Annotated in this window: 12 protein-coding genes; 5 read left to right on the forward strand and 7 right to left on the reverse strand. The window is 46.7% G+C overall.

What is annotated here, in order from left to right; translation table 11 throughout:
* Positions 1–28: 28 nt before the first annotated feature.
* The 4 genes from FB479_RS09890 (at position 29) to FB479_RS09905 (ending at position 3699) form a co-directional block, all read left to right on the forward strand.
* On the forward strand, positions 29–607 hold the full coding sequence (locus tag FB479_RS09890; protein ID WP_142064686.1) for a TetR/AcrR family transcriptional regulator: 579 nt from the start codon (positions 29–31) through the stop codon (positions 605–607).
* Between the two features lie 35 nt (positions 608–642).
* Positions 643–1833, forward strand: a complete 1191-nt coding sequence (locus tag FB479_RS09895; protein ID WP_106652730.1) for an HlyD family secretion protein — start codon at positions 643–645, stop codon at positions 1831–1833.
* Positions 1823–3001 (forward strand): ABC transporter permease, encoded by a 1179-nt coding sequence (locus FB479_RS09900; RefSeq protein WP_106652731.1) that lies wholly within the window; start codon positions 1823–1825, stop codon positions 2999–3001. Before FB479_RS09895 ends, FB479_RS09900 begins: the two co-directional genes overlap by 11 nt.
* A 185-nt stretch (positions 3002–3186) precedes the next feature.
* Complete coding sequence (locus FB479_RS09905; RefSeq protein ID WP_142064689.1) at positions 3187–3699, forward strand: DUF3907 family protein; 513 nt, start codon at positions 3187–3189, stop codon at positions 3697–3699.
* 124 nt (positions 3700–3823) lie between these two features.
* Here the strand turns inward: FB479_RS09905 and FB479_RS09910 are convergent, their stop codons facing one another.
* The 5 genes from FB479_RS09910 to FB479_RS09930 form a co-directional block, all read right to left on the reverse strand.
* Positions 3824–5224 carry a S8 family peptidase gene (locus FB479_RS09910; RefSeq protein WP_106652733.1) on the reverse strand — a complete coding sequence of 467 codons (1401 nt, stop codon included), beginning with the start codon at positions 5222–5224 and terminating at the stop codon, positions 3824–3826.
* 85 nt (positions 5225–5309) lie between these two features.
* Entirely contained in the window at positions 5310–6080 is a 771-nt protein-coding gene (locus tag FB479_RS09915) for a Cof-type HAD-IIB family hydrolase (RefSeq protein ID WP_142064692.1), read from the reverse strand.
* 112 nt (positions 6081–6192) lie between these two features.
* Entirely contained in the window at positions 6193–7308 is a 1116-nt protein-coding gene (locus tag FB479_RS09920) for an ABC transporter ATP-binding protein (protein WP_142064695.1), read from the reverse strand.
* Between the two features lie 112 nt (positions 7309–7420).
* Entirely contained in the window at positions 7421–8428 is a 1008-nt protein-coding gene (locus FB479_RS09925; protein WP_142064698.1) for a PucR family transcriptional regulator, read from the reverse strand.
* Positions 8429–8470: 42 nt separating this feature from the next.
* Positions 8471–9370 carry a metallophosphoesterase gene (locus FB479_RS09930; protein ID WP_106653138.1) on the reverse strand — a complete coding sequence of 300 codons (900 nt, stop codon included), beginning with the start codon at positions 9368–9370 and terminating at the stop codon, positions 8471–8473.
* Positions 9371–9531: 161 nt separating this feature from the next.
* Between FB479_RS09930 and acsA the strand changes: the two genes are divergently transcribed.
* Positions 9532–11247, forward strand: coding sequence for an acetate--CoA ligase (gene acsA, locus FB479_RS09935; protein ID WP_142064701.1), 1716 nt, complete (start codon positions 9532–9534; stop codon positions 11245–11247).
* A gap of 50 nt (positions 11248–11297) precedes the next feature.
* Here the strand turns inward: acsA and FB479_RS09940 are convergent, their stop codons facing one another.
* Together FB479_RS09940 and FB479_RS09945 are read right to left on the reverse strand one after the other, a co-directional pair.
* The gene (locus tag FB479_RS09940) at positions 11298–12305 is read right to left on the reverse strand and encodes a cation diffusion facilitator family transporter (protein WP_142064704.1); all 1008 of its coding nucleotides are present in this window, start codon (positions 12303–12305) and stop codon (positions 11298–11300) included.
* Between the two features lie 30 nt (positions 12306–12335).
* Positions 12336–13376, reverse strand: a complete 1041-nt coding sequence (locus FB479_RS09945) for a flavin-containing monooxygenase (protein WP_142064707.1) — start codon at positions 13374–13376, stop codon at positions 12336–12338.
* Positions 13377–13488 lie beyond the last annotated feature (112 nt).

A 13488-nucleotide genomic window follows, 5' to 3' on the forward strand; every position in this document is an offset into this window, starting at 1 on the left:
TTCAAAAAATCGAAAGGGGACAGGAGTGATGGCACCAGCAAAAAAAGATCAAATTGCGAATGGAGCTTTAACCGCATTTGCCCAATTGGGATATAGCGAAACGACCATGGATGCAATCGCGGAAATGGCGCAGGTGGCAAAAGGAACACTCTATTATCACTTTTCCACAAAGGAAGAGCTGTTTTTGTACGTGATAGAAAAAGGCGTGAAGATGCTGATTTACCATGTAGATAATGTAATGCAAAATGAAGAGCTTTCCTTGGAGGATCGCATTCTGAATGTGCTGGATGAGCATCTTCGCTTCTTTTCCGAGAATCAAGATTTGTGTTTCCTGTTGCTGAGTGCGTTCTCAGGAGATGGACAGCGCGACAGGATGGTTGGCAATCTGTTAGGCGGCTATTTCAGCACGATGGAGTCACACATGCTGGAACTGCAGCAGCAAGGGTATATCCGGGCGGATATCGATATTCGCACACTTGCTTCCGCCCTGTTTGGCATGGTTGGTTTTACTGTGCTTCGCAAGCAATTTCGCAAAGAGCCAGTGAACAGTGCCGCAGATAAACAGACGCTTCGTTATATGCTTTCAGGAATGTTTCAAACCAAATAACGTCTAGAGAAACGTAAAACAAGAGGAGAAGACAGATGAATAAACGTGCATGGATCGGTGTAGGTAGCTTTGTAGTCAGCATTGCAGTACTTGGAACCGTATTGTTTGGTTCAAATGTAAGTAGCATGGCTGGTCAGAATACAACAAAATTAGCAGGTGTAATCGAGGGAACAGAGGTAGACCTCTCTTTTAAAATGGGCGGTTCCATCGAACAGCTCTCACTAAAAGAAGGAGACGAAGTAAAAGCAGGGCAAGTAGTTGCCACGCTAAACAGCGCGGAAATCCTTGCGAAGAAAGAACAGGCTGAAGCTGCTTACAGGCTCTCACTCGTCAAACTTGATCAGGCGAAAAAAGGAGTATCAGTGACGGATAACTCCAGCAATGCCCAAGTCGACCAAGCAAAAGCAGCAGTCAACTCGGCGCAAGCCCAGCTTGACGCGAACAAAAATGGAGCGCGTTCAGAAGAAATTACGCAGCTCAAAGCGAAATTACAAGCAGCACAAACTTCGAATCAAATTGCTGCGACGAATTTGGAACGCATGAAAAAATTAATGGCAGAAGGTGCCGTTCCACAAGTGAAAGTGGAAGAGGCGCAGATGCAAGCAGATAAGGCGCAAGCGGAGTTTAAAGCAGCAGAAGAGCAGTTGAAAATGGCTCAAACTGGATCGCGCAAAGAGCAGGTCGATGCCGCACAAGCACAATTGGATCAAGCAAAAGCTGCATACAACCAAGCTGTCGCAGGGAGAGGTCAAGTAGGCTTGAAGGAGTTGGATGTTAAATCCGCAGAAGCGAACGTCATGCAGGCAAAAGGTGCGCTGGCAGAAATGGAAGCCTATGTGAACAACACCAAGCTGACAGCTCCAGTAGACGGTATTGTAAAATCAGTTGCCGTTCAAAAGGGCGAGCTGGTTTCGCAAGGCTTTACCGTTTTGACGATCCAAACGAAATCAGACAACTATGTCAAATTTTATGTGAATGAATACATGCTTGCGAATGTGAAAACAGGCGATCAAGTGAAATTGTTTGTCCCAGCCCTGAACAGAGAAGTAGACGCCAAAGTGGTTACCGTAGCTCCTGCTGCTGACTTTGCCGTAAAAAAAGCGACACAAGAACTCGGTGATCGTGACATTCGATCCTTCCAGGTGAAGCTGCTGGTGTCCGATCCGGAATTGCGTCCAGGCCTGACGGTTGAGTGGCAACTTGAAGGAGCTGGTAATGGTGAATAGTTTCTCTCACCTGTTCTGGAGCGAATGGAAAAATCTTTTTGCAAACAAGACCATTCGTAATATTCTCTTCCTGGTTCCGTTGATTTATTTGACGATGTTCGGCTTTCTGTACAGTGAGAAAAAAGTGATGGAGATCCCTACTGTGATGGTGGATGCCGATCAAACCGAATTGAGTCGTGAGCTCTATCGCGCCTTTGAGGTCGATCATACATTTCGGATCACGTCTATTGTAGGAACAGAAGAAGAAGCAATGAAACTGGTTGACAAGGGCGAAGCGAATATCGCCCTGATCATTCCTGCTGGCTTAGAAAAGGATGTGAAGGCTGGGAGAGAGGCAGAGGTACTGACTGTTATCGACGGCAGTAACATCATGATTTCGAATACGGCAGTACGAGCAGCGAATACAGCCATTAAGTCTGTTTCGGCAGGAACTACGCTGAAGAAGATGGAAGCACTTGGCGGCTGGGGAGAAGAAGGGAAAAACATGTTTACGGGTATCGACTATCGATACAGAGTGTTGTATAACCCGACCTTCAGCTATCTGTCCTTCATGGTATTCGGACTTGCAGGTACAGTGCTTCAGCAAGTGCTGTTCCTCGGAATCGTATTGTCGGTTGCCCAACAAAAAGAAGAGGGTACCTGGAGGGATACACTCTCTCGCCATAGCTTCTTCGCGATTACGGCGAGCAAATTGTTGCCGTACTTTCTGGCAGGAACCCTCAACATGTTCCTGGCGTTTACACTGATGTTAAAAGGTTTTGCTATCCCTTATTACGGAAGCACGTTTGACCTGATGCTACTGGCTACTATGTTTAACTTGGCGGTGTTGGCTATCGGTTATGCCATCTCCTTTGTGTCCAGCAGCCAGCTCCAGGCTACTCAGATCGGGATGATGATTGCAGTACCTTCGTTCATGTTATCTGGCTATACTTGGCCACTCATGTCGATGCCGACCGGGATTGTCGCGATTGCAAAATCTTTGCCGCTGACGTATTTCTTGAATGGTGTCAGAGAAATCTTGACGAAGGGACATGGTCTGTCAGCTGTCAGGAACGACTTTGTCGTTCTCGGCTTCATGACACTCATCGGCTTGTTCGCAGCCTATCTCATTTATTTGTTGCAGATAAGGAAAATGAAGGGGAAAGTTAGTGAGCAAACGGCGGTATAAATAGCGATTGCATCGGATAACTGGGCTGCGCCAAAGCTTTGGCGTAGCCTTATTTGCGCTTATACGATGTTCCCTATCATCTTGTCATGCAATTTGGTTGTATAAAAATAACCCTTGTGTAATAAATAATCTTTCCTTTATACTTATTATAAAAAAGGCAGATTCTTCAACATTAGGGGGACTTTATGTCAGCGACTCATCTAAAGCAATTGTGCGAAGAGACGTACACCAAGTTGAAAAAGATCAGCATGGAAGTGGAACGTTTTTTGAATCAGGTTACCCTAGCTGGTCTTGTATCCGCGTCAGGTGATCCTGAAGAATTTGAAACGTATTACCGTAACTATCTTTCCGACTTGCGCCACCTTTTGGTCTACTGCGAAAATGCATACGAAAGGCTGGGAGTATCCCTCCGGCGTGCACGATTTCATGAGGAGTTTGCCGAGGAAGTATTGTATCAGGTATACCATACCTGTATAAATAACTTCTATTATCCCAAAGGTGAGGTTTACGAAGAAGATGGGCGGTTGGCCTATACAGGTCAGGACTGTATCATTTTCCGCAAGCAGGTCATCCCTGAATTGCAGCAGTTGACCTTGTCCCTGTCCAGAGTGTTCGAACCGATGCGTAATGATTTGCAGTATTACGAGACAGACTATATTGCGAAAAAACAGATGCAACAAGAAAAAACACGAGCTTAAAAGATTCGTGCTCCTATATAAAGCGAAAAAAAGGTGGAATCGACCACCTTTTTTCTTTTTGTGCTTTTTTCTCGATTAGCGTACGAACCCAGAATCAGTTCGTACGCCTTTTAGTTCACTGAACTCATTGCCCACCGAAGCGAAGCCGTTGAAAGAACTTATTGAGCAAACCGCCTATTGTTTGTGGCGGTTGTTCCGTTTTAAGTTGCTCGGCCGGCTTGGCTTGGCGAAGGGCCTGGTTCACATTGATTATACCGTACCCATATAACCGATCGTGACCAGGAGCACCGAGGTCAGTCGAGGATTGTCTAATAAGATTCATCACGTCTTTGGTATTCATATTGGGATGAATGGAACGGATGAGCGAAGCGAGTGCAGCGACATGAGGGCACGCCATTGAAGTGCCTGATAGAGAGGCGTAGTCGCTATAAATGTACGTGCTCGGAATATCGACCCCGGGAGCAGATACATCCACATAATCACCAAAGTTGGAAAAATCGGCGCGTTCCTTACGGTGATCAACAGCAGCAACAGCAATGACTTCATCATAGGCAGCAGGATAGCTAGGCTGATCACTCGCATCGTTTCCGGAAGCCGCGACTAAGACGACATTTTTATCAAAGGCATAGCGACAAGCTTCCCGCAGAGCAGCAGAGGAGGTATAATTGCCCACACTCAAGTTGATGACATCCGCTCCGTTATCTGTCGCCCAATAAATGCCTTGTGCAATGTCCACGGCTGATCCTGAACCGTCTGCGCCAATGGCTTTGATCGGCATGAGCTTGCTATTCCAGGACATCCCGGCAATACCATCAGCGTTGTTCGTTTTCGCGGCAATGACACCCGATACGTGCGTTCCATGACCATTATCATCCTGAGGGGTGTTACTGCCATCTAAAACGTTGTAGCCTTTGACCAGCTTACCAGCAAATTCTGGATGCTTCATATCAATACCTGTATCGACGACGGCAACGGTAACATCACTGCTGCCTTCACTGACGTCCCAGCTTTGTTCCATGCCGATCAGAGAAAGATTCCACTGGTAATCATTATAGTACGTATCGTTAGGCTTCACATTGGGGAGTAGGAGATAATTCGGTTCGGCATATACCGAGTCAGGGTGTTCAGCCAGTTTTTTCATGAGCTGCTTGGTGGTTAAGCTCTTTGATTTGATAATGAGAAATTTGTCAAAATCTCGTTTGATCTTGGCATCCAACGAAGAAACGAGCTGATTAATTTTTTCTTGCTTGGGGCGTGGTGAAAAGCGCACGACGACTTCATTTTCTACATAATGACTGCGATCACGCTGGTTATGATGAAGCGTTTGAATATGGCTTTTTTTCTCCAGGTCACGACGAATGTCTTTCACCTGTTCAATGTAGTTAATCCGGGGAATTCTCGCCTGAAGCGATGTCACGTGAGGATGAGGTTCGCGCATTTCCTGCTCTGCATTCTGATTCATCCGATACGGGACAGCTACGAGACCGACCAAGGCAATCGCGGCAACAAAAGGCCAGACGCGCAAAAAAACTCACTCCCTCCAGTGCTGTTGTCTATATCGTGCACATGAAGGGAGTGATTATGAAGGAAATAGCTTACAGTTAACGTGACTAGATTAAACCAAGCGTAGCTAAGCCATGTTGGATGCCACTGTCGTTTACGTGGCGCGTAATCATGTTGGCGTACGGCTTCAATTCATCATGAGCATTACCCATCGCTACCCCCATGCCAACATAGGAAAGCATCTCTTTGTCGTTCAATCCGTCTCCAAAGGCAACAGCATCCGCAGGAGATAGTCCAAAATGTTTCAAGACGGCTTCAATTCCTTTTGCCTTGGAGCCGTTTGGGGGCAAAATATCCATGCAGTGTTCATGCCAACGAATGTAAGAGACGTCATGGAATTCACCCGTGTATCTCGATTCATCAGCGCCACAGTAGAGAAATGCTTGATAAATCGGCGTTTCCTCCCAGTAGCGATGGCGATATGCTGGGTATTCCAGTCCTAACCAATCAAAAGACTCGATGATATGGGGGTGGTCCATCGCATTGGCATAGAAGTGATCTGCACTCAAAAATACCATGGGATGGGAATGACCCTCAGCCATTTGTTCGAGCTTTGCCAATGTATCTGTAGCAATTGGCGTGTGATGGATGATCTTCCCTTCGCTCTTCACATACGACCCGTTAAAGCCCACGAATGTCTCAATGCCCAGTTGCTCAGCGATTGGCATCAAATGATAAGGAGCTCGGCCGGTTGCGATCGCGACATGGACACCGTTTTGTTTTAATGTTTGTACGGCGTCCACCGTTGTTTGTGGAATGATGTGATCGGTGTTCAGTAAGGTTCCGTCAATGTCAAAAAAGACGATTTGATAAGCCACTTCATATCCGCTCCTCTCCACGCTATCTCTCTAGGTGTTCTCTCTATAAAGGTTTTGGCACAAAAAAATAGGAAAAGGAATGCCGGATGGGACACTCCTTCTCACGTCGCTATTAGAATACAGCTACATCTGTCTCGCTGTCAAATACATGACATTTGGCAAGATCCATCGCTAGTTTTACCTTCATCTTTGGTTTTAGGGCTTCACGAGAATCTACACGCGCTACCATCTGGGTATCCCCGATATTGTGGAAATAGACGTACAATTCGGAGCCCATATTTTCTACGACTTCCACTTCTGCTTCCAGCAGGCTCTCAAATGGATTTGCTTCCATAAAAGAGGCGTCACTGTAAATATCCTCAGGGCGAATACCAAAAATAACCTGCCTATTTACATAACCTTTTTCCCGTAAAGTCTTGGCTTTATCTTCCGGGAAGCGTACATGAATATTTTGCGCATCAAAATAGAGTGCCCCGTCTTTCTCGGAAAGATTCCCTTTTACAAAGTTCATCGCGGGGGAGCCAATGAAGCTCGCTACAAACAGATTGACTGGATGATTGTAGATTTCAGTCGGGGTTGCCACCTGTTGGATGAGGCCGTCCTTCATGACGACGATCCGATCTCCCATGGTCATGGCTTCCGTTTGATCGTGCGTCACATAAATGATCGTCGTATTCAAGCGTTGATGCAGTTTCAAAATTTCCGTACGCATTTGTACACGCAGCTTCGCATCGAGGTTGGACAACGGTTCATCCATCAAAAATACTTGCGGCTCACGAACAATCGCACGGCCCAATGCGACACGCTGTCTTTGTCCCCCCGACAGCGCTTTTGGCTTGCGGTCTAGCAAATGCGAAATATCGAGGATTCGAGCTGCATCTTGAATTCGCTTATCAATATCGGATTTGGAGAATTTGCGCAATTTCAGGCCGAAAGCCATATTTTCGTACACATTCATGTGTGGATAGAGAGCATAGCTTTGAAAAACCATGGCGATGTCGCGATCTTTGGGAGCCACATCGTTGACTCGGCGATCGCCTATGTATAAATCACCCTCCGAAATCTCTTCCAGACCTGCAATCATGCGCAGCGTGGTAGATTTTCCACAACCAGATGGTCCGACTAGAACGAGGAATTCGCGATCTTGAATTTCCAAGTGAAAATCGTCAACTGCCGTAACGTTGTTTCCATATCGTTTATAAATGTGGGAAAGACTTACCTTTGCCATGAAAAAGGCACCTCCTCGGGTTTGTGAAGAGAGCATATTCTTGGATGACTGTAATGGTAGGGTACCAATTCACTTGCAAGATGGATACGGACAGTATATACGAAATGTTTTGTTAATTTTGACGAAAGAGAAGGTATAGCTGCAGCATGACGGCATCAGGAAACAATCGCGGGTCTAATCCAGTTTGTTCCGTCAGCTTGTCCAATCGATACAACAGTGTATTCCGGTGAAGGAAAAGCTGCCGGGCTGTATCGCTTACATTCAATTGTCTGGCGAACAACGTATCTAATGTTTCCAGCTGTTCCTCTGTCATGTGCGGAACGGTTATGACAGCGGCAAGCTCGTTGGCGATTGCAGCTGCTATTTCTTTGGGGAGAGAAGCTGCCCATCGTTCTAATGGATAAGACCAATCTCCAGCGACCATCATTTGTGGTCGATAAGATTGAAGGGCACGGGCAAGTGATAATTGACGTACAAGAGTGTCACCCAATGCAAGTGGACTCGTGATTGGCGACCCGACAATAAGGCGAACGGGTTCCATCCATTCCATCGAAATCAGATCATGCAGGCCAGATGCCCACTCCAAAAGCTCTGAAGCCGTTTTTTGGTGATCGAGCATGGAGACAGGGACGATGAGAAGGGCATGTGTTTGTGTCAACGGAATGAAATCGGGTACTCCTTCAAAAAAATCTTGCAACAAGGGCTGCAAGGAATCCCATTCTCCCGGGCGATCTGATCTGCATCGCTCCAATAAAAAGGAGACGCGCGCTTCTTTCCACGGCCATTTTGCTTCCAGCTGAGCAGGGATCGCTACAGGGGAGCCAGAGACAATGCCCGAAAGCCAATTGGATATCTGTTTGGGGAGAGGAAGCGTTGCTGGATCATCCACATGAGGAAAAATCAGATCCAACAACGCTCGGGCTGAAGAATGCCACGATGCCGTTTCGATAAGGATCAATGTCATCACACTGTTGCTCGAATGGAGGGCAACTTGCTCCCAGCCTTTTTCTACCCAATCCTGCAGGGCTTGTGCTGCTTTTGTTTGTGAGACTTGTACATATTCGATAGGTAAATTTGTCGCTTGTCGGATGTGCTCGACATCTCTCTTCCATTTTTCCACAAGGTGACCCCCATCTCGACACGAAAGTAAGGCCATTATACCTTAGTCGAGGGCGAGCGTGGCAGCTGTTTCTTGTAGAGCCGGGGCTGGAACGGCCATCTCGTTACATGGAGCATCACTGCCCAGTACATGCAAAGTTATCTCAGGACGGGAACGCAGACGGATGTTTACTCCTGTTTGTCCCAGACCCTCACTGATATAAAAGAGACGACCATCCATCTCGTGAAGACCTTTTACCATGTTCAGCTTCGGCAGTTTCCCCATCGTTGCAAGATGAAAGGGGCGAGGCCAATGGATCTGTCCTCCGTGAAAATGTCCTGACAGCAAATAATCGTAAGCATACTCTTTCATATGCAAAACTATATTAGGATCATGAGTCAAGACGAGCCTTGCTCCCGTTTCGGGTACACCTGAAAACGACTTGGTCAAGTGGCTGTGACGGGTACTGAAATCATCCACACCAATAATGTGCAACGGTTGTCCCTTGTGATAGACCGTTTCATTTTGGTTGATCAAAACACGACAGCCAATTCGCTCAAGCTCAGATTTTAGCTGCGCGAGCTTTTGAGGCGAGAGGACATAATCATGGTTGCCAAAAACAACAAAAGTTCCTAGTGCTGGATTTAGCTGCTGAACGGTTTGCACAAAAGAAACAGCCTTCGGAATGTTTTTTTGTCGATCCAGCAAGTCTCCAGTAATTGCTATCAGGTCCACCTGACGATCCGAGAAATCAGCGACAACTTGTTCGGGTTTTACCGACAAATTTTCCATGTGCAAATCAGACAAATGCAGTATCGAAATCGGCTCAAAATCATGAGGATTTTGAATGCGCAAAGACTTTTGCAAAGCAACGGTTACATCCTTTATTTGAACATCAAATGTATTGCGATAGGCTCGAAAAAGCAACAAGGCGATAGCCCCAAGCAAAATAAGCCAGATCATCATGGTAAGCCATCTCCTTCGCGATAAGAATACAATCATTATACAAGAAAATGTTCGCAATCGAATAAGTAGGTTCTGGCAGGAGGAATTATGCAAAAAATGTAGAAATATTATGAATGTTGCGTAGTGAGAAAAATGATCTAGAGTGGGAGAGTGAAGACATGAACGTGGAGAAAATTCCAGCAACGGAAGGCCCTTTTAATTTGGAAAATTATGACGAAGCATATGCGAATTTTGATTGGGCAGATGTAGAGAAACAGTTTTCTTGGTATGAGACCGGGAAAGTAAACATGGTATATGAAGCCATTGATCGACATCTCGCTACTGATCGGAAAGACAAAATCGCTTTGATGTACAGCAATGCGACGAGAGACGAGACCTATACCTTCGCGCAATTAAGCGAGCTATCCAATAAATTCGGAAATGTTTTGCGGAATTTGGGTATTGGAAAAGGGGACCGCGTTTTCGTCTTTATGCCGCGTTCGCCGGAGCTTTATGTAAGCGTTTTAGGAACGATCAAGGTTGGCGCAATCGTAGGACCTCTGTTCGAAGCGTTCATGGAAGCGGCAGTGCGTGATCGCTTGGAAAATAGCGAAGCAATTGCGATCGTAACGACACCAGCACTCTTGCCACGCATTCCCGTAAATGACCTGCCTGCGCTAAAACACGTAATTGTTGTAGGAGCAGAAGAGGAGCTAAAAGAAGGTCACATCAGCTTTGAAAAAGCGATGGAAGAAGCCTCCTCCGAGCTGGAAATCGAATGGGTTGATCGTGAGGATGGAATGATCCTCCATTACACCTCAGGCTCGACGGGCAAGCCAAAGGGTGTTCTGCATGTTCACAATGCCATGATCCAGCATTACCAGACTGGGAAGTGGATTCTCGATTTAAAAGAGGATGACGTTTATTGGTGCACAGCAGACCCAGGCTGGGTAACAGGTACTTCTTATGGCATTTTTTCACCGTGGTTGAATGGAGCGACTATCGTCGTACGTGGTGGACGTTTCACTCCCGAAGACTGGTATAAAGTCATTGAGAAAAACAAAGTATCGATATGGTTCAGTGCTCCGACTACGTTCCGCATGTTCATGGGGGCAGGGGATGAACTCGTTAAGCAGTTTGACTTATCCAGTCTGCGTCATGTCCTGAGCGTTGGCGAACCACTCAATCCAGAAGTCGTTCACTGGGGCATGCGCGTGTTTAATCAACGCATTCACGACAACTGGTGGATGACGGAAACAGGTGCTCAGCTGATTTCCAACTATCGCTGTATGGCAATCAAGCCTGGATCGATGGGCAAGCCGTTCCCAGGTATTTATGCAGCGATTATCGATGACCGTGGTAACGAACTGCCGCCGAATCGTATGGGTAACCTGGCAATTCGTAAGGGCTGGCCGGCCATGATGAGACAAATCTGGAACAACCCAGCGAAGTACGAAGAATATTTCAGCATCCCAGGCTGGTACGTATCCGGAGATTCAGCATACAAGGATGAAGAAGGCTACTTCTGGTTCCAAGGCCGTATTGATGATGTGATCAATACTTCCGGTGAGCGAGTCGGTCCGTTTGAAGTAGAGAGCAAGCTCGTGGAGCATCCAGCAGTAGCAGAAGCAGGTGTCATCGGCAAACCAGATCCGGTTCGTGGCGAAATTATCAAAGCATTCATCTCGCTGCGAGCAGGTTATGAGCCAAGTGAGGCGTTGATGGAGGAAATCCGCAAGTTTGTGAAAGAAGGACTGGCTGCACATGCTGCTCCTCGTGAAATCGAATTCCGCGACAAGCTGCCAAAAACACGTTCCGGAAAAATCATGCGCCGCGTCTTGAAAGCGTGGGAATTAGGTCTTCCGACTGGTGACCTGTCTACCATGGAAGATTAATCACAAAGTAAAACCATCTCTCGAAAATACCGGGAGATGGTTTTCTTTTGTTAGGATTGGCTATGTTGCTTATGATCATGCGGATGGTCATGGTCATGGTTGTGGTCGTGATCGTGATCATGGGAATCGGAAGTTGCCTGGCAATGTAAGTCACTGTGTGTAGTAGACGAGTTCTCAATTTGGATGGTAGCGTGTGTAATGCCGAATTCTTTTTCCAAAAGGGCCAGCGCGTCATTTAACACAGGGTAGCTGGGCAAATCGTCCTCAACAACGAGGTGGCATGTCAGAGAATCAAATCCGGAAGTAACCGTCCAAATGTGGAGGTCATGCACTTTGATAACTCCCGATAGCTGACTGAGTCGCTCTTCCACTTTTGTTGTATCCAGCCGTGAAGGAGCGCCTTCCAGCAAAATATTGACGGATTCTTTCGTTACGCGCCATGCGCTCAGCATGATCAGGATCGCTACGACGATACTGATGATCGGGTCGGCAATGTACCAGCCAAATGCCCACATCAAGATACCACCCGCGATTGCACCTACGGAACCGAGAAGATCGCCGAGAACGTGAAGATAGGCACTGCGTACATTAACGTTATTTTTGGTATCACCACGCATGAGTACAAAGGCTGCAGCAATATTTGCCAAGAGACCTACACTGGCGATGAGGATCATGGAGCCACTGGCAACCTCAGGCGGATTCCACATGCGTTGGAATCCTTCCCAGAAAATGAACAAGGAAATCAAAACAAGTGTCACACCATTGGTCAGTGCAGCCAATATTTCAAAGCGTTTCATCCCGAATGTTCTCTTTGCCGAAGGTGGCCGTGCAGCGAAATGAACAGCGATCAAGCTCAACAGTAGCGCTAATGCATCGCTTAACATATGCCCAGCATCAGAGAGCAATGCCAAACTATTGGTGAGGAAGCCCCCGATGGTTTCTACAACCAAAAATACAGCAATAATGAGGAAAGAAATGAGAAGAGCTCGTTTGCTGGCTCCTTTTCCATGGTGATGATGATCGTGACCATCTCCATGATCGTGATGGTGAAAGCCCATGATTGTGTCCTCCTAATAAAAGAATCATATTTATAGATGCTCTGCTAAATAAAGCGCGTCATTCCCTACACCGCCCATAAGTGCTGATCCTCGTGTATGCTGCCAGGGCAGCCCGAGAAAGGATAGGCCAGAAACTTTTGTTATCCCTCGATGATGAATCGGTCGGCCATGGGAATCGAGCACATTGGGAACATTTAGCCAATCGTAGTTCGGTCGAAAACCGGTAGCCCACAATATGTTGTTGACCGTTGCTTGTGTTCCATCTGCAAAAGTAGCGGTATTTCCGTTCACCTGTACTGCTCGGGAAACCAATCGCAATGCTCCGGTTCTGGACAGTTCGCGGACCTGCTTTTTGTAACCGAATATCGGATCGGGTGCTTGACTCATTTTTTGTCCAAGCCAGCTTGAGCGGGGGGCATCGAGTAACCCGAGTGCCTTCATGTAATCAAATATAGGTTTTCCAAAAATAAAGAGCGGCAAGTAAGAACGTGATTCTCCCTGTGAAAAAACAACGGGGCGATGAGCGGCGAGCTCTACTGCAATTTGTGCCCCAGAATTGCCGCTGCCCACGACGAGGACAGGACCGTCAATGAGTTGGCTTTCATTTTTATACTGTGCGGTGTGCCATTGACGAATGGTAGGGTCCAAGCTGTTTGCGATAGCCGGGATATAGGGTATATGAAAGGGACCCGTAGCTATCACTACCTGGTTCGCAAAGAGCATGCTGTCTGGTGTCCGAACCTGAAATCTAGATCCGGTATGGCTTAGTTCCAAAACGGTTGTACCCAGCATGACTGGCAATTCGAAATGTTTTGCGTACAATTCCAGATAGTCTGCTGCATCGTCTTTGTTTGGGAGTGTATGCGGCTCTCCTGGGAAAGCGAGACCAGGTAGATGATTATATTTACGTGGTGTGAAAAGTACGAGTGAATCGTACCGCTGCCGCCAACTATCACCAATCCGTTTGTTTTGCTCCAAGATGACAAAGCGGCGATTTTTACGCTTGAGTGCATATCCGAGAGCAAGTCCTGCCTGTCCTCCGCCAATTATGATGACGTCATAGTCGTTCATGATTTGGGCCTTCTTTCCAGTAAGGGTTAACTAAATCATACCACATTCATTATTATGTTCAAGTAATTATTTGAATGTTTTTTGAGCATCAGCAAAAAAAGGCCGTCACTCA

Source organism: Brevibacillus sp. AG162 (genome assembly GCF_006715575.1).
GTDB lineage: Bacteria > Bacillota > Bacilli > Brevibacillales > Brevibacillaceae > Brevibacillus > Brevibacillus brevis.